Annotated in this window: 19 protein-coding genes and 1 other annotated feature; of the genes, 15 read left to right on the forward strand and 4 right to left on the reverse strand. The window is 37.5% G+C overall.

Annotated features, from left to right (window positions below; translation table 11 throughout):
• Positions 1 to 6 precede the first annotated feature (6 nt).
• The 6 genes from ACKVEV_RS21580 to ileS all read left to right on the forward strand — a co-directional run bounded on the left by ACKVEV_RS21580 (position 7) and on the right by ileS (position 6,258).
• Positions 7 to 711 (forward strand): YggS family pyridoxal phosphate-dependent enzyme, encoded by a 705-nt coding sequence (locus ACKVEV_RS21580; RefSeq protein ID WP_409368263.1) that lies wholly within the window; start codon positions 7 to 9, stop codon positions 709 to 711.
• The gene (locus tag ACKVEV_RS21585) at positions 695 to 1,192 is read left to right on the forward strand and encodes a cell division protein SepF (RefSeq protein WP_409368264.1); all 498 of its coding nucleotides are present in this window, start codon (positions 695 to 697) and stop codon (positions 1,190 to 1,192) included. Before ACKVEV_RS21580 ends, ACKVEV_RS21585 begins: the two co-directional genes overlap by 17 nt.
• 20 nt (positions 1,193 to 1,212) lie before the next feature.
• Positions 1,213 to 1,491 (forward strand): YggT family protein, encoded by a 279-nt coding sequence (locus tag ACKVEV_RS21590; RefSeq protein WP_409368265.1) that lies wholly within the window; start codon positions 1,213 to 1,215, stop codon positions 1,489 to 1,491.
• 103 nt (positions 1,492 to 1,594) lie between these two features.
• A complete protein-coding gene (locus ACKVEV_RS21595) occupies positions 1,595 to 2,383 on the forward strand; it encodes an RNA-binding protein (protein ID WP_409368266.1) in 789 nt (262 codons plus the stop codon).
• Between the two features lie 95 nt (positions 2,384 to 2,478).
• Positions 2,479 to 3,003: a DivIVA domain-containing protein gene (locus ACKVEV_RS21600; protein WP_409368267.1), complete on the forward strand. Its 525-nt coding sequence runs from the start codon at positions 2,479 to 2,481 to the stop codon at positions 3,001 to 3,003.
• Positions 3,004 to 3,092: 89 nt separating this feature from the next.
• Positions 3,093 to 3,315 (forward strand) — a binding site (T-box leader).
• A gap of 174 nt (positions 3,316 to 3,489) precedes the next feature.
• Complete coding sequence (gene ileS, locus ACKVEV_RS21605; protein WP_409368268.1) at positions 3,490 to 6,258, forward strand: isoleucine--tRNA ligase; 2,769 nt, start codon at positions 3,490 to 3,492, stop codon at positions 6,256 to 6,258.
• Positions 6,259 to 6,313: 55 nt separating this feature from the next.
• Here ileS and ACKVEV_RS21610 read toward each other — a convergent pair whose 3' ends face one another.
• On the reverse strand, positions 6,314 to 7,492 hold the full coding sequence (locus tag ACKVEV_RS21610; protein ID WP_409368269.1) for an AraC family transcriptional regulator: 1,179 nt from the start codon (positions 7,490 to 7,492) through the stop codon (positions 6,314 to 6,316).
• Between the two features lie 245 nt (positions 7,493 to 7,737).
• Here ACKVEV_RS21610 and ACKVEV_RS21615 point away from each other — a divergent pair, with 245 nt between their 5' ends.
• The gene (locus ACKVEV_RS21615; protein ID WP_409368270.1) at positions 7,738 to 8,067 is read left to right on the forward strand and encodes a hypothetical protein; all 330 of its coding nucleotides are present in this window, start codon (positions 7,738 to 7,740) and stop codon (positions 8,065 to 8,067) included.
• 23 nt (positions 8,068 to 8,090) lie between these two features.
• Positions 8,091 to 9,659 carry a cation acetate symporter gene (locus ACKVEV_RS21620; RefSeq protein ID WP_409368271.1) on the forward strand — a complete coding sequence of 523 codons (1,569 nt, stop codon included), beginning with the start codon at positions 8,091 to 8,093 and terminating at the stop codon, positions 9,657 to 9,659.
• A 162-nt stretch (positions 9,660 to 9,821) separates the two neighbouring features.
• On the opposite strand, the gene pruA is transcribed toward ACKVEV_RS21620, so the two are convergent.
• On the reverse strand, positions 9,822 to 11,366 hold the full coding sequence (gene pruA / locus ACKVEV_RS21625) for an L-glutamate gamma-semialdehyde dehydrogenase (RefSeq protein ID WP_409368272.1): 1,545 nt from the start codon (positions 11,364 to 11,366) through the stop codon (positions 9,822 to 9,824).
• A gap of 176 nt (positions 11,367 to 11,542) precedes the next feature.
• On the opposite strand from pruA, the gene ACKVEV_RS21630 reads away from it, so the two are divergent.
• On the forward strand, positions 11,543 to 12,874 hold the full coding sequence (locus ACKVEV_RS21630; protein WP_409368273.1) for a helix-turn-helix domain-containing protein: 1,332 nt from the start codon (positions 11,543 to 11,545) through the stop codon (positions 12,872 to 12,874).
• 140 nt (positions 12,875 to 13,014) lie between these two features.
• On the opposite strand, the gene ACKVEV_RS21635 is transcribed toward ACKVEV_RS21630, so the two are convergent.
• Entirely contained in the window at positions 13,015 to 13,989 is a 975-nt protein-coding gene (locus tag ACKVEV_RS21635) for a proline dehydrogenase family protein (protein ID WP_409368274.1), read from the reverse strand.
• Positions 13,990 to 14,525: 536 nt separating this feature from the next.
• Complete coding sequence (locus ACKVEV_RS21640) at positions 14,526 to 15,074, reverse strand: helix-turn-helix domain-containing protein (protein ID WP_409368275.1); 549 nt, start codon at positions 15,072 to 15,074, stop codon at positions 14,526 to 14,528.
• Between the two features lie 495 nt (positions 15,075 to 15,569).
• On the opposite strand from ACKVEV_RS21640, the gene ACKVEV_RS21645 reads away from it, so the two are divergent.
• From ACKVEV_RS21645 to pyrR, 6 genes are all read left to right on the forward strand, one after another.
• A complete protein-coding gene (locus tag ACKVEV_RS21645; protein WP_409370603.1) occupies positions 15,570 to 16,571 on the forward strand; it encodes a proline racemase family protein in 1,002 nt (333 codons plus the stop codon).
• 28 nt (positions 16,572 to 16,599) lie between these two features.
• Entirely contained in the window at positions 16,600 to 17,577 is a 978-nt protein-coding gene (locus ACKVEV_RS21650) for an ornithine cyclodeaminase family protein (RefSeq protein WP_409368276.1), read from the forward strand.
• 250 nt (positions 17,578 to 17,827) lie between these two features.
• The gene (locus tag ACKVEV_RS21655; RefSeq protein WP_409368277.1) at positions 17,828 to 19,078 is read left to right on the forward strand and encodes a dicarboxylate/amino acid:cation symporter; all 1,251 of its coding nucleotides are present in this window, start codon (positions 17,828 to 17,830) and stop codon (positions 19,076 to 19,078) included.
• Between the two features lie 300 nt (positions 19,079 to 19,378).
• On the forward strand, positions 19,379 to 19,858 hold the full coding sequence (gene lspA, locus ACKVEV_RS21660) for a signal peptidase II (RefSeq protein ID WP_409368278.1): 480 nt from the start codon (positions 19,379 to 19,381) through the stop codon (positions 19,856 to 19,858).
• Positions 19,855 to 20,766, forward strand: coding sequence for an RluA family pseudouridine synthase (locus ACKVEV_RS21665; protein ID WP_409368280.1), 912 nt, complete (start codon positions 19,855 to 19,857; stop codon positions 20,764 to 20,766). The genes lspA and ACKVEV_RS21665 overlap by 4 nt, the downstream gene beginning before the upstream one ends.
• Positions 20,767 to 21,085: 319 nt before the next feature.
• The gene (gene pyrR, locus ACKVEV_RS21670) at positions 21,086 to 21,628 is read left to right on the forward strand and encodes a bifunctional pyr operon transcriptional regulator/uracil phosphoribosyltransferase PyrR (RefSeq protein WP_409368281.1); all 543 of its coding nucleotides are present in this window, start codon (positions 21,086 to 21,088) and stop codon (positions 21,626 to 21,628) included.
• Positions 21,629 to 21,638: the final 10 nt, after the last annotated feature.

Consider the following 21,638-nt stretch of genomic DNA (forward strand, 5'->3'; position numbering starts at 1 on the left):
AAAACAGTGACGAAAATCTTAACAAATTTAGACAAAATTAATAATCAAATACAAGCAGCACAACAGCGTTCAAACGGTGAAGCAACGAATGTACAAATCATTGCTGTTACAAAAGAGGTTTCCGTAGAGCGCACACAAGAAGCCATTGATGCAGGGCTTATACATTTAGGTGAAAATCGTCCAGAAGGCTTAAAACAAAAAACCGAAGCGATTCAAGCAAATGTACACTGGCATTATATTGGATCATTACAAACAAGAAAAGTAAAACAAGTTATTAATGAAATTGATTACTTACATTCATTAGATCGTCTAAGCTTAGCTGAAGAAATTGAAAAAAGAGCAACAAAACCTGTGAAATGTTTTGTACAAGTTAATGTGTCAGGTGAACAATCAAAGCATGGTTTAACCGTAGACGAAGCGATAACGTTTATCGAATCATTGCAAAACTTTAAGAAAATTCAAGTTGTAGGTCTAATGACGATGGCACCAAATACAGAGGACGAAACAATGATTCGCTCTGTCTTTAAGCAATTAAAACAATGTCAACAGCAAATAGCCGAACGAGGATTCGCACACGCACCTTGTACCGAGTTATCAATGGGCATGTCGAATGACTTTGCAATAGCGGTAGAGGAAGGGGCTACATTCGTTCGAATCGGAACGGCTCTTGTTGGAAATGAAAGAGGGGAACAGGATGAGCATGAAAAATAAAATTAAAAACTTCTTTTATCTTGAAGAAGACATAGAAGAAGAAATCACGCAAGCTCCTATTCAACAGCAACAATCCGTGCACCAACAACCGATTCAAGCAGCGAAACCATCTAAAAAGGTCATAAAAGAGCGTAAGGCACCTATACATGAAATTGTACCGCAAAGTACAACTAACAATAATAATATTGTTAGTTTACAGGCAGCAATGAATACAAAAGGTGCAAAAGTTGTATTGGTAGAGCCAAGAGTTTATGCAGAGGCTCAAGATATCGCTGAAAACTTAAAGAACAAACGTGCCACGATTGTTAATCTACAGCGTATTGAACGAGAGCAAGGGATACGAATTATCGACTTTTTAAGCGGTACAGTCTATGCTCTTGGTGGAGATATTCAGCGCATTGGCAAAGATATCTTTTTATGCACACCAGATAATGTAGAAGTGTCTGGCGAAATTTCAAATTTTATTTTAGACGATAATTAATAGCGAGGATTGTAGTTTATATGACTTTTTATATAATTTTGAATTATGTGGATTTAGCGTTTACCGTGTACTCCTTTATGCTAGTTGCCTATGTATTATTGTCTTGGGTACCGGCAGCTCAAAGTTCAGCATTTGGCCGTTTTCTTGAAAGATTATGCGAGCCATATTTAGGGCTATTCCGAAAAATAATTCCGCCTATCGGTATGATTGATATTTCTCCGATTGTAGCCATTTTTATGTTGAATTTTATTAAAAACGGGCTTTTCATTGTGTTACAAAAATTATTCTTTATGTTTTAGTCAAAATCCTCACAGTTGGTGAGGATTTTTTATGTAAAAAGGAAATACTAGGCTTAAACAGTTTCCAATGCCAAATGGTTGAGGTAGATGAGGTGAACGATAGATGGAGCATTTAATACAACATTTTAGAAAGGACGAACAGCCCTTTATTGAGCAGGTAGTCAGTTGGCAACGTGAGGTGGAAGACCGTTATGCCCCGAAGCTGACAGATTTTTTAGATCCAAGGCAGCGTTTTATTGTGGCATCTGTTATTGCACAAAACAACACATTGCTAACGGCAAGTGAGGGCATGTTTCACGAAGCAGAACGTCAACGAATGCTCATTTTCCCAACGTATTTTGAACCACAAGAGGAAGATTACCAGTTGACTGTATTTACGATTCACTATCCTGCAAGATTTGTACAATTGCGCCATCCAGATGTTCTTGGTGCCCTATTATCATTAGGCTTAGACAGAGCTAAATTTGGAGATATTCGTGTCAATGAGCAGCACGTACAGTTTGTTGTCGCACAAGAGGTAGCAGATTATGTACGCCTTCATTTAACAGGGATTGGGAAAGTGAAAGTACATGTCGAATCAATTAAAGAATCACAAGCACTCATTCAAAATGAAGAAGATTGGCAGGAAGAGTCGCATACTGTTTCATCCATGCGTCTAGATGTCATTATTGCAACCGTATTAAAGGTGTCTCGTCAAAAAGCACAAGCGCTCATTACAGGCAAAAAAGTACGGGTAAACTGGACAGAACGAGATGCAGTAGCTTTTGAATGCCAAGAAGGGGATATTTTATCAGTTCGTGGTAGCGGTCGTGTGAAAATAATAATGACAGAAGGACGAACAAAGAAAGATAAAATTCGTTTACAAATCGGTCGATTGACCCAAAAAGGGTAAAAAAGATGGTTTTTCCATTTATTTTTACTGCTAAGTTGTTAGAACAATTGTATAATAGATATTACGAATGTACATGTAAAGGAGAGAAGGATCGTATGCCATTATCACCTATTGATATACATAATAAGGAGTTTACAAAATCTTTCAGAGGATATGCTGAAGATGAAGTAAATGAATTTTTAGATCAAATCATTAAAGACTATGAAAAACTACTACGTGAAAAAAAAGAAGTCGATAAGCAATTAGAAATGGCTTTAGAGCAAGCGAGACATTTTAATTCTTTAGAAGAAACATTACAAAAATCAATTGTTGTTGCACAAGAGGCAGCTGATGAAGTAAGAAGAAATTCACAAAAAGAAGCAAAGCTTATTGTGAAGGAAGCTGAAAAAAATGCGGATCGTATCGTCAATGAGGCGTTAACGAAAGCGCGGAAAGTGACAATTGAAATCGATGAGCTGAAAAAACAATCAAAAGTTTTCCGCAATCGTTTTAAAATGCTAGTAGAAGCGCAGTTAGATTTACTGAACGCAGATGATTGGGAACATTTATTGCAGTATGATATTGATTTAACGGATATTCAATCTTCTGTAGAGGAAGCACAAGAAGTAGAAGAAATGTAAATGTGCTAGTCATGCAATGAATAGTACTTGACGCACTACATGGATTTCCATATACTATTGTAATAGTAATGTAAATAGAACAGATATGCATAAAAGCAGAGATGAAGACAGTATTTGTTAGGCGTAGTCAAGCGATTTGGGGATAGTGTGAGCCCGAACAAGCAAATAACAAAGAACATCACTTCTGAGCTAAATAGCTGAACGTCTAGTAAGTTATTTCGGAGTGCACAACGTTAACGTGCTTTCAAGCGGTAGTACAATTATGTACTACAACTAGGGTGGTACCGCGAGTTCAAGCTTCTCGTCCCTTATAGGGATGAGAAGCTTTTTTGTTGTGAATGAATAGATTTGGGTATTACTAGGGAAGTACAGTCTAGTGTAAATATGGTTTGCCCTACCGATGATGCTTAGGGTCACAAGATGCTGAAATAATGGGATGCTTCACGTTTGCTCTCTGTTTGCAAAAAAATAAAGGAGGAATTACAAATGGTAGAATATAAAGATACCTTATTAATGCCGAAAACGGATTTCCCTATGCGTGGGAACTTACCGGTGAATGAGCCAAAAATGCAAGAAAAATGGAATGAAATGGACATCAATAAATTACAAATGGAGCGTACAGCAGGTCGCCCTGAGTATGTACTACATGATGGCCCTCCATATGCAAATGGAGATATCCATATTGGTCATGCTTTAAATAAAGTACTAAAAGATATGATTACACGCCATCGTTCCATGACAGGCTACCATGTTAATTACATTCCTGGCTGGGATACACATGGTTTACCAATCGAGCAAGCTTTAACGAACAAAGGTGTAAAACGTAAAGAAATGTCCGTTGCTGAATTCCGTGAGCTTTGTGAAAAATATGCGTATGAGCAAATCGATAATCAACGTGCACAATTCCGCCGATTAGGTATTCGTGGTGATTGGGAAAATCCATACATTACGTTAAAACCAGAATTTGAAGCACGACAAATTGAAGTATTCGGTAAAATGGCTGAAAAAGGCTATATTTATAAAGGCTTAAAACCAGTATATTGGTCACCTTCTTCTGAATCTGCATTAGCAGAAGCGGAAATTGAATATAAAGATGTAAAATCAGCTTCTATTTATGTAAGCTTTGCGATTAAAGATACAAAAGGCATTGTGCCAGCTGATGCGAAATTTATTATTTGGACGACTACTCCGTGGACAATTCCAGCGAACTTAGGGATTTCTTTAAATCCAGAATTTATCTATGTTGTTGTAGCAGTAGCTGATAAAAAATTCATTATTGCTAAAGAATTACTTGAAACAGTTGCAAACGCGCTTGAATGGGAATCTTACGAAGTAATCCAAGAAGTTAAAGGGGAAGCATTAGACCGTCTCGTAGCACAACATCCATTCTATGACCGTGAATCACTTGTTATGGTCGGTGAACACGTAACGGCTGAGGCAGGTACTGGCTGTGTTCATACAGCGACAGGACACGGTGAAGACGACTATCAAATCGGGAAGCGCTACGGTTTACCAATTTTAAGCCCATTGGATAACAGCGGTTGTTATACAGATGAAGCACCAGGCTTTGAAGGTGTATTCTACAATGATGCCAATAAAATGGTGACGGCTAAATTAGAAGAGGTTGGCGCATTAGAGAAATTAAACTTCTTTACGCACTCGTATCCACATGACTGGCGTACGAAAAAACCAGTTATTTATCGTGCTACACCACAATGGTTTGCGTCAATCGATGCATTCCGTGATGAATTATTAGCAGCGGTTAAATCGACGACATTTACACCTGCATGGGGCGAAACACGCCTTTATAATATGATTCGTGACCGTGGCGACTGGGTTATTTCTCGTCAACGTGCATGGGGTGTACCAATTCCAATTTTCTATGCAGAAAATGGTGAGCCAATTATTACACCAGAAACAATTGCGCGTATTTCTTCACTATTCCGTGAGCATGGTTCAAATATTTGGTTCCAAATGACAGCGAAAGAGTTATTACCAGAAGGCTTTACACATCCTGGTAGTCCAAATGGTGAGTTTACGAAAGAAAACGACATTATGGACGTATGGTTTGACTCAGGCTCATCTCACCAAGGTGTACTTGTTGAGCGTGGCATGAAATATCCGGCAGATCTTTACTTAGAAGGCTCTGACCAACACCGTGGATGGTTTAACTCATCATTAATTACTTCTGTAGCAATTAACGGCTTTGCACCTTATAAAGGGCTTTTAACGCATGGTTTCGTTCTTGATGGCGAAGGTCGCAAAATGAGTAAATCACTAGGCAATGTCATTATTCCTCAAAAGGTAATGGATCAATACGGTGCAGATATTTTACGTTTATGGGTAGCATCTGTTGATTATACTGCCGATGTGCGTATTTCAATGGATATGTTAAAACAGGTGTCTGAAGTGTATCGTAAAATCCGTAACACATTCCGTTTCCTACACGGCAATGTAGCTGATTTTAATCCACAACAAGACCGCGTAGCTTATGCAGATTTACGTGAAATGGATCAATACATTTACATGCGTTTACAAGATGTATTAAAAACAGTGCGTGGCGCTTATGAGCGTTATGATTTTGCGGCTGTCTACCATGCGGTTAATAACTTTGTTGCGGTAGAATTATCTTCATTCTACTTAGATATCGCAAAAGACGTTGTTTATATTGAAGGTCATGACAATAAAGATCGTCGTGCTATGCAAACGGTGATGTACGATACATTAATGACATTAGTAAAAATCATGACACCAATTATTCCACATACAACGGATGAAGTATGGTCTTACTTACATGCTCAAGGCGTTGTAGCAGAAGTTTCAGTTCAATTAACAGACTTCCCATCAGTTGATGAGCAAGCAAACTTTGATGAACTACGTAGCAAATGGGAAGCGATTATCGAAGTGCGTGATGATATCTTAAAAGCATTAGAAGAAGCACGTAATGCAAAAACAATCGGTAAATCGCTTGAAGCGAAAGTAACAGTTTATGCAAAACCAGAAGTGTTAACATTATTAAATGATGCAAATATTGATTTTGCACAGCTTTCAATCGTTTCTGATTTTGAAGTAGCACCAATTGAATCAGCTCCTGCTGAAGCGTTAGCTTTAGAACATGTATCCATTGTTGTTGAAAAAGCAACAGGCGAGAAATGTGAACGTTGCTGGTCAATTTCTGCAACAGTTGGCACAAATGAAGCACATCCAACAGTATGCGCACGTTGTGCAGAAGTAGTAGAAAAATATTACGTATAAGTAAAAAAAAGAGCCGTCGATAATAAAGTCGACGGCTCTTTTATTATGACATCTGTTACTTAAACAATATTTCGATCGTATTTCGGTAGTCAGTAGGTGAAATACCTACATATTTTTTAAATGTTAGACTGTAATAATTAGGTGTATTAAAGCCAGAACTTGCGGCGATTTTTTCAATGGTGTAATCGAATTTACGTAAAAAAGGAAGTGTTTTAATTATGCGTGTAAACGCTACATAGTCAACAAAATTGCGACCGGTTTCTTTTTTAAATAACCGACTAAAATGAGTAGGGCTAAAATTAATGGATTTAGCAACATCACCAATAATAAGCTGCTCATCGTAATGCTCCTCAATGTAGTGAATAGCCTTTTGTAGTTGTTCATGCTTCGTTAAATCCTCATAAAATCGTATATGAATACTATCTACAGGCGGCTTTCTACGTGCCTTCCTAGCTTGGCTATAAGATTCTTTTACTTGCATCGACTGTAAAAACACACCGCCGACTCCAATAAAAAGATGAATATTATAATCTCTCTTCAAAAGTTCGATAACCGTCAGTAATGTAGTAACGCCCTCAGACCAATGTTTAAATGAAGTATACATAGTAGGAATGCGCATAAGCAGTAATAAATAACGTTCAAAATTTAAAAAGGACAACGGTGCTTTCGTCGCAAAATGTTGACGAAAAACATTCGTAATCACACTGCTTGCATCATAAAGTGCCGGACGGTTAGGCTCTACGTCTATATAGCCTTGAATTAAGAAAACAATGTTTGGAATACAGTCAGATGATAAAAATGAAGAAGCTTGTACAATTTCTTGTTCATTGTTAATTTCACCGCGTATGAGCCGTCTCAAAAATGCTTCGCGAAAAGGTGACGTATGGTTATGTGGAATTTGTTGTGACAGCTCGAGCATCGTAACTGTACTTGCTTGTTGATTTTTATAAGATGTATAAAGCTTTTTGACGATACGTAAAAATTGTTGTTTGTGCAAAGGTTTAATAATAAGTGCTAGTAAATTTAATTCAATGGCCATGCCTGCAGAATAGGTTAAGTGTACTGCAACAATAGGGACAATAATACTATTAGGATAATTTTTCTTTAAGCGTTTGACCTTTACCCAATCGAATAAATGGTTAATTTCATAGACGAAAATCGCCACCTCTTGTGTACTTGGTTGTTTACATTCTGTAAATGTGTGCGGGAGAAATTCCTCTAACCATGCTATCATTTGCTGTTTTTCCCTAGAATTCTCAACATACCATACGACGCTTAAAATGCGAAACACCCCTTTTCTAAAAATCAAAACAAAATAAAGATGAATAAAAATATTTTAACTTAAAATAGCAATATTTTGTACTAATACAGCAAAATATTGTACCTATATTATTGAGAAAATAGAATAGAATAATTGTAGTGAATAATAATTTTGAAATTTCAGATAATTATTTACTGTAAAAAAAGGGGGTTTGTCATATGGCAGGGAGTCATGATTATGAGTATGTAGAAGCTGGTACAGTGGATGTTAAAGATTTGCCACCGTTAGATCCGACTACGCATAAAATTATGAAGGATGAGTTTACGACAGGATTTAGCTTAACGGTATTTTATTTTCTTGTCATTTTTAGTATTCCAGTAATGAATTGGTTCGCACCTGATTTTGCGTTTAAGAAATTATGGGGTGGTATGACGGTTACTTGGTTTGTGACAACCATTGTCATGATGGTAATGGCCTTTGTAATTGCGTATGTCCACACAACGTTGTATGAAAAGCGCTTGAAACAATATGAAATGTCGGCAAAGTAGTGAAACGAACGGGGGTAGATTAAATGCTGGAAACGATTTTAGAACCGAAAATGTTGTTGACGATTGCACTGATGGGAACGATTGTTTACATTACGTATTTAACGAAAAAAAATACGACGGCATCTGATTTCTTCGTGGGAGGACGGAGCTTTGGGTGGTTTACAAATGGCTCAGCAATCGGTGGAGATTATTTAAGTGCAGCTACATTCCTCGGGATTGCTGGTTTAACATTTCAATTAGGCTATGATGGTGCGTATTACGCATTTTGCTTCTCAATTGGTTTGACGCTGTTAGCTATTTTTGTAGCGGGTCCATTACGACGTTTTGGCGCATTTACTGTAGCGGACTTTTTAGCTTATCGCTTCCATAGTAGACGAGCTCGCTTAGCTGCAGTCATTGTGGTGTTAGCGATTTCAGGCTTCTATGCCGCCCCTCAACTATTAGGTGCTGCACAAATATTAAGTATGTTTTTTGGTACATCTTATGAATTCGGCATTATATTTACATGTGTAGTGATGATTTTCTACGTAGGTGTAGGGGGTATGAAAGGAACAACAATCAATCAAGCATTAGAGCTGTGGATTCGTTTAGGTGCGTTTATCGTGATGTTAATTGCGGCGATGTATGGGGGCTTGCATTACGATAAAATTTTAGCAGCGATCCATTCCTTTAGCGGCCCTATTACTGGTACATCACCGTATGCATTGGATGGTAATGATGTCAACTTTGATGGTGCTGCATGGACAGGGACAGGCTTCTATTTCCCAACGTTTTGGCAAACGATTAGTATGACGATAGGATTGGCGTTAGGCACGATTGGGCTCCCACATATTTTATTGCGCTTTTATACGAATCCTAGTGCCAAGGCTGCCCGTAAATCAGCGTTAATGGCGATCGGCATTGCTAGTACCTTTTTCTTGCTAGCGGTATTTTTAGGTGTCGTAGGCCGTGCTATTTTCATTTCAGGTAATGCTAGTGAAGAAGTGATGAGAGATTTAGTGCTCGGTGGTAATAATATGGTGATTCCTACAACAGCGCTAGCTTTAGGAGGCGATTGGCTGCTCGGCCTTGTGATCGCAGGGGCATTCGCTGCCATTTTCTCGAATTTATCAGGACTATTTATTACAAGCTCTGGCGCTTTAGCACATGATTTATATGCGAGCTTTATGAAAAAAGATATTACCCAAAAACAGCGAGTAATTGCTGGAAAAGTAGCCATTGTTATTTTAGGCATTCTTTATGGTGGGCTAGGGTTGCTTGTAAAGGATGCATCTATCGGTCATTTAGTTGCTTTAGCATTTACCGTTGCTGCGAGTACATTTACTCCGATTTTCATATTAGGTATTTGGTGGAGAGGGATGACAGAAAAAGGCGCAATTGCTGGACTAGTTATTGGTCTCGCAGTCTCGATGTGGATGATTTTCTTACCAGGGACACTCCCGAGTTTCTTACAATTTAAAATTCCAGGTATTGTAACAGTACCGGTTGGTTTCCTTTCTGTAGTCGTTGTGTCATTGTTCGATCGTAAAGTACCAGCTGATGTCAATGATTTCATGAAGCGTGTCCACTCGAAAGAATCTGAAACGGCTTAAAGTAGTTTTTGCTGCACGAATCACAAAAAAATAGGAGTTTCTTCTATTATAATATGGAATAGATTTAGAGGCGAAAAAGAGAAAAAGTGTTAGATTGACTGCAATCAATCTAACACTTTTTTATCGTTATTTTGCATGCGAGGTGCTATGCAAAAATGACGCTTAAAGCATTTCTGAAGTTGTTTTAGCTTGCATATGAAGTTGTAAGTAGTCTGGGCCACCAGCTTTTGAGTCAGTACCTGACATGTTGAAGCCACCGAATGGTTGGTAACCAACGATTGCACCTGTACAACCACGGTTGAAGTATAAGTTCCCAACGTGGAAATCTTCACGTGCTTTTTCTAAGTTCATACGGTTGTTTGTAATAACCGCACCTGTTAAGCCGTATTCTGTGTCGTTCGCAATTTCGATCGCTTCATCGAAATCTTTTGCTTTCGCGATTGCGACAACTGGTCCGAAAATTTCTTCTTTCATAATGCGAGCAGAACGGTCTACATCGGCGAATACTGTTGGGTTGATGAAGTAACCAACTGAATCATCTGCTGTACCACCTGCTACTAGGCGACCTTCACCTTTACCGATTTCAATGTATTCTGTAATTTTATTGAAGGCAGCTTGGTCGATAACTGTTGCCATAAAGTTGCTGTTGTCAGATGGATCACCAACTGTTAATGCATTTGTAAGCTCAGCTACACGGTTTACGACTGTATCATAAACATCTTCTACGATCACGGCACGAGAACATGCTGAACATTTTTGACCTGAGAAGCCGAATGCTGATTTAACGATTGATTGAGCCGCAAGCTCTAAGTCTGCTTCTTTATCAACGACAATTGTATCTTTACCGCCCATTTCAGCGATGACACGTTTGATCCAAATTTGGCCATCGTTATGTGTTGCTGCACGTTGGTTAATACGTAAGCCAACATCACGAGAACCTGTGAAGCTGATGAAGCGTGTTTTCGGGTGATCTACTAAGTAGTCCCCAACTTCTGCACCAGAACCTGGTACGTAGTTGACTGCACCTGCTGGTAATCCTGCTTCTTCTAATACTTCGATAAATTTATAAGCAACAACTGGTGTTGTTGAAGCTGGTTTTAATAAAACTGTATTCCCTGTTACTAATGCGGCTACTGTCGTACCAGCCATAATAGCGAATGGGAAGTTCCATGGTGAAATAACAATACCGATTCCTAATGGAATATAGTCATAACGATTGTATTCGCCTGGACGGCTTTCTACTGGTTGGCCGTCTTTAATACGTAGCATTTGGCGACCGTAGTATTCTAGGAAGTCAATTGCTTCTGCTGTATCTGCATCTGCTTCATTCCATGGTTTACCAGCTTCTTTTGTTAAAAGTGCTGAGAATTCATGTTTGCGGCGACGGATAATCGCTGCTGCTTTGAATAACACGTCAGCACGAATTGCTGGGTCTACTTTTTTCCACGTTTTAAATGTTTCATCCGCTGCTTGCATTGCTTTTTCAGCTAATTCTCTGCTTGCTTTTGACACGCGGCCGATCACTTCTGTTTTCTTCGCTGGGTTATAAGACACAATTTTATCTTCAGTCGTAATGCGTTCACCACCGATAATTAGTGGGTAGTCTTGACCTAAATAACCTTCAACTTTATTTAATGCCTCTACATAAGCGTTGTAGTTTGCTTCTTGAGTAAAATCTGTAAATGGTTCGTGTTTGTAAGCGATCATAAATTTCCCTCCAACAAATATAAGTGCAAAATGAGTATGCACCTCATTAGATTTTATTAATACTATAATGCAATATAATTTGGCATTAATCAACTTAAAATTTATAATTTTTTTAATTTTTGCATGGGATTTTTTGTTGGTGATACAATAAGGCTATGAAGTATCAGGAGGACAAGATGGATAATACTGTATTACTTAATATTTATAAATACGTCATTGAAAAAGGTGACATGGGAATTTGCGTAGTTGATACTGAAGGAAAATTGCTTATTTATAATAAAAAGATGAGAGAATTAGAAGGTGTTAATGAAACAGAATTTGAAGAAAGACGCGCTTTAGAGATTATTGATTTTGAAATCGAAAAAAGCGATATATATAAAGTTTTGAATTCGGGGATGCCCATGCTGAATGTGAAAAAAACATACTGGAATAAAAAAGACCAGGAAGTTACCTACATAAGCAATATTTATCCACTACACAATGATGGTATTTTAGTGGGGGCTGTCGAATTTGCTAGAGACATTACACAGTTAGAATTTATGATGTACCAGCCTTTACGAAGATATGGTGCCTCACTAACTTTCGATATTATTACTGCAGTTTCGGCTGTTATGAAAGACGTCATTGAGAAAGCCAAAATTGTTGCGTTAAGTAGAATGCCTGTCGTTTTAATTGGTGAGTCTGGAACCGGCATAGATATGATTGCCGAAGGGATTCACCATGATTTAAAGATGAAAAATGATATGTTTATCGGTTTAATTTGCCGTCGCGACGAAAAAACGGTATTAAAACAATTTGAAAAATATATTGTAGACAAGGAAAAAATTACTTTTTTTGCGGAACGGATTGAATACTTATCGATGGAAGCACAAGAAAAGATTGTGGAGCTTTTTGAAAACCATCCTAATCACCACCATGTATTAATTGCCAGTGTGGGGAAAGATCCAATTGATCTAATTCAACAGCAACTGCTGTCCAAAAAATTATATCGACTGTTTTCCGGCATTACGATTTATGTGCCCCCATTGCGAGAACGAAAAGAAGATATTATGCCATTTATTGACGACTATTTGAAAAGGCATCGCGATAGTTTCGGCTCAGCTATTCAAGGGTTGTCAGAGGAAGTGAAAGAAACGTTTTTAAAATATGATTGGCCAGGTAATTTGAAGGAGTTAGAGGTTTTGCTCGATGAAATCTCGCCACTGATTACAAACGAAATCACAATCGATAGCCACATGTTGCCGGCTCACTTTAAATGGAAAATGCAAAGTTCAAATGATAAAGGAATTGATGATACGAGTGATTTGTTTGTCATAAAAAATCAACATGATATAAGACCGCTAGAAAACTACATGAAAGAAGTAGAAGAGTATTATATTTCAAAAGCGTTAGATTTCCATCAAGGAAATATCTCGAAAACGGCTGCAGCACTAGGGATACGTCGACAAAGTTTACAATATCGTGTGAAAAACTATAATCTCAATAAAAAAAGCGAAAACATCGATTAACAATGTTTTCGCTTTAGAATGTATAAAATTCAGGGGGTTGCCCCATTTGCAGACTACTTTGCTAAGACAAGGTAGTCTATTTTTAATGCAAAAAGGAGTGGAATCCGCGCTTGCTGCAACGGAAATCGGCGGCACTCATTTTATTTACCTCTTTTTGAAAGACGACCAAGTAGGAAGGCTGTTGTTCCTAAGCCGATTGCTAAGTTTGTTTTTTTATTGAATACTTGTTTCGTTACAAGCGTTAAATTTTGCGGACGCTCGGCTAAACGGCGCATAAAGTAACCGTACCAATCGTTACCAAATGGTAAGTATGTGCAGAAGTTGTAGCCTTCTTTCGCAAGAGCAAGTTGCATCTCTTTACGGAAACCATATAACATTTGGAATTCAAACTTGTCATTTGGGATATTATGTTGCTGTACAAATTGTTTTACATGATTGATAACGTTATGATCGTGCGTTGCAATTGATGTGAACTTGCCATGTAATAAATGGTATTCAATTAATTTAAGATAATTTCGATCAATATCGCTCTTTGATTGATAAGCAACACTTTCACTTTCTTTATAAGCACCTTTTACAATACGTAAACGGAAATTTTTGTATTTCTCAATGTTTTCCTCAGATTCAAAAAAGTAAGCTTGAATGACTGTTCCGATATTATCAAACTCTTTATGTAACTCATTCATTAAATCAAATGAGCTTTGTAAACGAGCATAGTTTTCCATATCGAAGTTGACAAAGATATCATATTGATGTGCTAGTTCCACAATTTCTTTTAGATTTTCATAACAAAAGTCATAATCAATATCCAAACCTAGTTGTGAAGGCTTTAAGGAAATATGGGCATCTAATTGCTCATCATGAATAGCTTCAATTACCGCTATAATATTATTTTTGGCTGCAATTGCTGCTGATTTTTCGAAAACAAATTCACCTAAATTATCGACTGTGCAAGAAATGTTTGATTGATTTAATTCTTTAATTGTTTTGACAACTTCTTGTAAGTTTGTACCAGCTACTACACTTTGTGCGCCCATTCTTAAACCGTACTTTTGAGCCGCACTATTTAATATTTTGTTTTCTGACAGGGAAATAAAAACGTCACGTAATGCCATAAAATGTCCTCCTGAAATAGAAAATTTTGATTTCTTGGCGATTATAACACTTTTTTTAAAAAGTAAAACTGCTAGATTTTCAAAACCTATTACTGAAAAGTATAATGAGGAGTACTTGAGATATTGTCTTTACTGACTTTTCTAAAATAAAAAATAATAAAAAAATTTTTTTAAAACGCTATATTTGAATAAATGAAAAAATTACTTTTACTGGGATTTTTGTGAATTATGAAACATTATTTGAAGTGGAATTTGCTAATGGGAGTAGTTAGAAAATGGAATTAAATAGGAAATTGAAAGCTGTGAGCACTCAGCGACAGTGAGGGCTGTAACCGAGAGAAAACGCTGATAGAAGTCAGCGAATCGCGGGTAAAACAGGAGAAATCGCTGATAGCAGCCCACGAATCGCGGGTAAACCTTCCATAAGCCCCGAAGTAGCGGACAACAATGGCATAGAAAAAAGTGTTAGAGTTAACCGCAGTTCATCTAACACTTTCGTTTTCGTTCCAGCTACTGCTTTGAAGTCAATTAGCATATTAAACAATCAGCGCATTGGAAGAAACAAATATAAAATTTGTAGGTTTATTCGTTTTGTTAAACCAATTGTGGGGTACTGTGGATTCCATATGAATACTATCGCCGGGGAAAAGGTCATATTCCGTATTATCAAGAATAATCGTTAAAATTCCTTCAGTGACATAAATAAATTCTTGTCCTGCATGAGAGAAAGGTGTTTCGCGTTTGTCTCCAGGTAACAAAGTAACTAAAATTGGAACAAAGATTGGATTTGATACATTTCCAGATAGGTCCGAATAAATAAACGAAGACTTATGTTCTGCTTGTTTATAAGTGCCTCTTCGAATCATGTTTTTGTCCATTTGGATCGTATCAGGAAAGAAATAACTAGGACTAACGCCTAGTGCTTCAGATATTTTTCGTAAAGAATGTAATGTAATAGAACAAAGCGAACGTTCTACTTGAGATATAAAGCTTATAGATAAATCTGTTTTTTCAGAGACTTCCTTCAACGTCATTTTTTTTGACTTACGAAGTTTTTTTATTAAACTACCTACATCTTGATCCATGATTATCTACCTCAAATACTACTTGTTGTCCTAAAGTATATAGAATGCGAAAGTTATTGTAAAGTTACGCCAATGTTTGTTAAGTTAGGATGCAAGCAAAAATGTGTATGTATGGAGTGGACGGAAGAAGCAGAAGTCTAAACACTCTACAACTAATTACACACAATCTATTAAATTTTATAAATAGATTGAATTTTCGGAAACGGTGTGTATAATTAATGTAAGCGGTTTACATTACTTAAATTTCTAAAGCATTATGCCCCTTTTTTTACATATAATTTTAAGTGTTATTTAAATTATTTAAATTATTATTGAAATTTATTAGGGTGCCATAGCGTCTTACATTGCATTAAAAGCTATTTTTTTTAAGTTAAAATTTAAGTGGTGTTTAAATTTTAAGTATTTTTTTACTGTGTTAAAGTAATAATTAAAACTTTGTGAATTAAAATGCTGGTTCTGATGGATGTCATAGCAAGCAAATAGGAGGAGAAAATGATGGAATTTAAAAAACTATTTACGACAATTGATTTACACGTTTCAGGAGAACCGTTACGTATTATTACGGGAGGTTTGCCGGAAATAAAAGGAGAAACACAGTTAGCAAGACGCGCCTACTGTATGGAACATTTAGACCATATTCGAGAAGTATTAATGTATGAACCAAGAGGACATGATGGCATGTATGGCTGTATTATTACCCCACCTGCAAGTCCTGGAGCAGATCTTGGTGTGTTATTTATGCACAACGAGGGCTGGAGTACAATGTGTGGTCATGGGGTTATTGCCGTAGTGACAATGGCTATTGAAACAGGAATGCTTGAGGTGAAAGATGAGCACAGTCCATTGATTATCGATTGTCCATGTGGACCGGTAACTGCCTATGCGAAGTGTAATGGGACTAGAGTGGAGTCTGTTTCCTTTGAAAATGTACCATCTTTTGTCTATAAAAAAGAAGTGCCAGTGAAAGTGGATGATTTTGAATTTACTGTAGATATTGCATATGGTGGCGCTTTTTATGCCGTAGTGGACAGTTCGAAAGTCGGCTTAAAGGTCAACAACAAAGATTTATTGAACCTACAAATGTACGGTGACAAAATTAAACATTGCATTGAAAGCCAAATGGAAGTTCAACACCCATTGGAAGATATAACAGGTATCTATGGCGTCATTTTCTCTGATGAGCCTACAAGCAGTGATGCCGATTTACGCAATGTAACGATTTTTGCAGACAAACAGGTTGATCGTTCACCATGTGGTTCAGGCACAGCGGCACGCGTAGCCACGCTATATGAACATGGCGTATTAAAAGAAGGTGGAAGTTTTGTGCATGAAAGTATTACGGATGGACAATTTGTAGGAGAAATACTGTCAGTAACGTCAGTGGAACAATATGAAGCGGTTATACCAAAAGTTACGGGTGATGCATTTATTACAGGCTTCCACCAATTTGTTATCAGCCCAAATGATCCGCTGAATAAAGGGTTTTTATTGAAATAAATAGATGATAGAAAATAGGTGATTATTTATGTTAGTTATCAATGCAGAAGAACAAAGTAGTTTAGTAGATATAAATGAAATTATGGAATGTGTAGAAGTTGCCTTAAAGGAATTTTCAGCACAAAGAACAATCACACCTATCCGTGCAGCTCTTCCTTTTAATCAAGGTCACAATACGGCGTTAATTATGCCTTCTGTAGCGGAAGAACTGAGCAGTATTGGATTAAAAGTAGTAACAGTAGCGCCTCAAAATAAAGAATTAGGCAAGAAAACGATAACGGGCATTGTGATGTTATCGGACTTTAAAACAGGAGAGCCAGTTGCTCTATTAGAAGGTTCTTATTTAACAATGATTAGAACGGGAGCTTTATCAGGTGTGGCAACAAAATATTTAGCACGAGAAAATGCTAAAAAATTGTGCATTATCGGGACTGGTGAACAAGCAAAAGGTTTAGTTGAAGTAATGTTAGCTGTTCGTAATATTGACGAAATCATGCTATTCAATAGAAGTGAACAAAAAGCACATGATTTCGCTGACTATATTAAAAATAAATTTAATAAAAAAGTCCAAGTTTATACTGATGCTAATGAAGCTGTAAGTGCTGCGGATATTATTGTTACGACAACCAATTCTTCAACACCCGTTTTTTCTGCTAAATTAAAACCTGGTGTTCATGTCAATGCAGTTGGATCATTCAGACCGACAATGCAAGAGTTGCCTTCCCATGCAGTAGCTTCGGCTCAAAAAGTGGTAGTGGAATCAAGAGAAGCAGCCCTTGAAGAGACTGGTGATTTAATTACCCCAATACATGAGGGGGTTTTTCACGCAAGTGATATTTTTGCAGAGCTTGGTCAAATTGCCGCTGGCGAATTACAAGGAAGAACAAGTGATGAAGAAATGACAGTATTCAAATCAGTAGGCTTAGCTGTTGTTGACATTGTCGTTGCCAAGTATTTTTACGACAAGGCTATCAAACAAAACATTGGAACTCGTATCAACCTTTAGTTTTACATGCTTATCATATAGGTCAGGACTGGATGTCTGTCGCTGGTTCTGACTAATTCTCTTATAATTGTAGCTAGAATTTTAATTATCAATTAAATGGGTGGAGTAGAAAAGTTTTTTACACGAAAATTTAAGTGGTAATTAAATTTGTAGTTCATCGTTAAAATAATAATTAAATATTTTCGTATACAACAAGCAAATAAAATGAGTCACTACGATTGATTTACATTAGTGTTTAAGGGGTGGTTGCATGAAATGGTGGAGAACTCAAAAGTTATACGTAAAGATTTTTATTGGGGTATTCGTAGGGATTGTGTTAGGGCTAGTGTTTGGCCCTAGTATTGCAATAATAAAGCCACTTGGGGATATTTTTATTCGTCTGTTACAAATGTTAATTGTGCCACTGGCATTTTTAAGTATAGTATCGGGCATTACTAAACTTGAAGATATTAAAATGTTAAGAGCTATCGGTAGTAAAATATTAAGCATTTACGTCCTAACGACTTTACTTGCTACATTAATTGGTGTTGTTACTGCACTCATGATTAAACCAGGTAAAGGAGAGGAAGGGCTTCTTGGTAAAGCGCTAGACATTGAAAGAACAGAATTTAGTTTTATGGACAATATCGTGCAATGGTTTCCGTCCAACGTTTTTCAATCGATGGCAGAGACAAACATGCTTCAAATTATCATTTTTGCTATTTTTGCCGGCGTGGCAATGGTTCTTCTTGGCGACAAAGTGAAGAAGATGAAAGCACTCGTGCATGAAGGCGCAGATTTAATGATCAAAATCGCCGAAATTGTTATTAGTTTTGCACCGTATGGCATTATGGCGTTAATTGCAAATGTCGTCGGAACACTTGGGCTGGATATCCTTATTGAAGTCGGTAAATACGTATTATCAGCGTTTATCGGTTTTATCATTATACTGTTAGTTGTCTATCCGATTTTATTAAAAATATTTGGCAAAACAAGTCCAACATTTTTTTACAAGCAGATTAGTCCAGCAATGCTTGTCGCTTGTAGTACAACTTCAAGTAGCGCCACACTTCCTGCATCGATGGAAGTTGCCAGAGAAGGGCTTAAAATACCTGAAAATATTTACGGATTCACCCTACCTCTTGGTGCCACACTCAATATGAATGGATTAGCATCAACTTTAGGTGTTTTAGCTGTGTTTGCATCGAATTTATATGGGCTTCCTATTACATTTAGTACGATTTTACAAACTGCCTTTTTAGGTGTTGTGCTTGCAATGGGGTGTGCGGGGGTAAAAGGTGCGGATGTTGTTACTGCATCGCTGCTACTTTCGACTTTAGGTCTGCCGCTATCCATTATACCGATTATTGCAGCCGTTTCTCCTATTGTAGATATGGGTAATACGGTCGTTAATATTACGGGAGATTTAGCGGGCACGCAGATTGTCCATCAAAGAAACCCTGACTATTCAATTGAGGAAACACACGGTACTATGTTACTCCGTGAAGAAGAAATATATTAGTGTACACCTACTTGAAGATGGCTTGACCTAGGTAATGGGTCAAGTCGTTTTTTTGTTTAAAGTATAATAGGAAGAAACGGGGCTTAGGCATTTACTGTTTCTTGCGCAGGAACGATCAATGCTCGTATACATAATGAACGTTTAGCTTTTTTATGACAGAAGCATTCCATATAGCGATTGTTTTTCTTGGTGAACGACTGCAGCCTTATGTTTCTGTCATATTTTCATGTTATATTAGTTATTGCTATTTAAGCTCTTATGGTAGAATAGGTAAGATGTTGAGTGAACGGAGGAATAGCTGTGTATAAATATTATGGATTGGCCGCATTTGTGATTATTCTAGATCAATGGACAAAATGGCTAATTGTGAAAAATATGGAGTTTGGTGAGCGTATTTCCGTATGGGATCCATGGTTTGGTATTTTATCGCATCGCAATAGAGGTGCAGCATGGGGAATGCTTGAAGGGCAAATGTGGTTGTTTTCCATTGTAACAGTTGCTGTTATTGGCGCCATTATTTACTTTTATCATAAAGAAGCAAAGGGCAAGCCTTTATTCCAAGTAGGTTTAATGCTGTTATTGGGCGGTGCCATTGGTAACTTTATTGACCGTTTATTTAGAGGAGAAGTAGTAGATTTTGTCGACGTATTAATCCCTATTATGAATTACGATTTCCCAATTTTTAATATTGCGGATGCAGCATTAACAATTGCCGTTGTCGTATTAATGATTGGTTTAATCGCCGAAGATAAAAAAGAAAAGAAACAGGTGAAACAATGACGCAAGTATCATATACAATCGAAGAACAGCAGCAAGGAGAGCGCATTGATAAGGCGATTTCAAGTATACAGACAGAGTGGTCTCGTACACAAATTAGCAATTGGATTACAGACGGAATTGTCAAAGTAAACGGTGAGACAGTAAAAGCAAAATATAAGGTAAAAGCGGGCGATGTTGTTGAAATTATCGTACCAGAAGCGGAGCCTTTAGATGTCATTGCTGAAAACTTGGCACTAGATATTGTTTATGAAGACGCAGATGTGCTCGTAGTCAACAAACCAAAGGGCATGGTAGTCCATCCAGCACCTGGTCATATGACAGGTACACTTGTAAATGGACTTATGTATCATTGCAAAGATTTATCGGGCATTAATGGTATTTTGCGCCCAGGTATTGTCCATCGTATCGATAAAGATACATCAGGTTTACTAATGGTTGCAAAAAATGACGTTGCACATGAGTCATTAGTCGAGCAGCTAGTGAATAAAACGGTAACGCGTAAATATACAGCACTTGTTCATGGACATATTGCACATGATAAAGGAACAATTGACGCACCAATTGGTCGTGACCAAAAGGATCGTCAAAAACAAGCTGTTGTCGATAAAGGGAAACATGCGGTTACACATTTCCAAGTAATTGAACGCTTCGGTGATTTTACATTAGTAGAATGTCGTCTTGAAACGGGACGTACGCACCAAATTCGCGTGCATATGAACTATATTGGATTCCCACTCGTTGGCGACCCAAAATATGGACCGAGAAAAACAATTGATTTTGGTGGACAAGTATTACATGCAGGAGTTTTAGGATTTATTCATCCGACAACTGCCGAATATATGGAGTTTGAAGCACCACTTCCTGTCGATTATGTGCAATTATTAGAGGAATTACGAAATAAGGATTGACGAATAATAAAAGAAGGTCTATACTAACGAAAGTGAATGAAAGACTTTAACTTAATAGTCACCTTTAATGGCAGTCCAGAGAGGCTGAGAAGGAACTTGTGAACGTGTTGCGAAAATTTGTGCTGCAAATTTTTTTCAACATGCTATTTAAACACGTACTCAACCCTCTCAGGCTATTCGCCTCGAGAGGTTTTTTTATGCCATTTATCGAAGCTTCTGCAAATACGTAAGCATCCGTAACAAACCGATTGTGCAAAAGAGCTTTAAAGTTGCACACAATGGACAACACTGAAAAAGAGTCAAGAGAGGAGGACAAAAGATGTCAAAAAATGAGCTATTAGATGGGCCATCGATGACAAGAGCATTAACACGTATTGCACACGAAATTATTGAACGCAATAAAGGGATTGACGAATGTATTCTAGTTGGTATTAAAACGCGCGGTGCCTTTCTAGCAAGACGCTTAGCTGAACGTATCGAAAAAATCGAGGGGAAAGCGATTCGTACCGGGGAGCTAGACATTACGCTTTACCGAGACGATTTATCAACAAAGCATGAAAATGAGCAGGCACATGTTGAGCAAGTCGATATCGACTATGTTGTTGCCAATCAAAAAATCATTTTAGTCGATGATGTGCTTTATACGGGTCGTACAGTACGTGCTGCACTAGATGCGGTAATGGATTTAGGGCGACCAGCACAAATTCAATTAGCAGTATTGATTGATCGCGGGCATCGAGAGTTACCGATTCGAGCGGACTATGTTGGGAAGAATGTTCCGACATCCGGCACTGAACGCATCGTCGTCAACCTAACGGAAGTCGACGGTGAAGATTGCGTCATTATATATAAAGAAGACTAACCTATAAAGT

Source organism: Lysinibacillus sp. 38-6, from assembly GCF_046245175.1.
GTDB lineage: Bacteria > Bacillota > Bacilli > Bacillales_A > Planococcaceae > Lysinibacillus.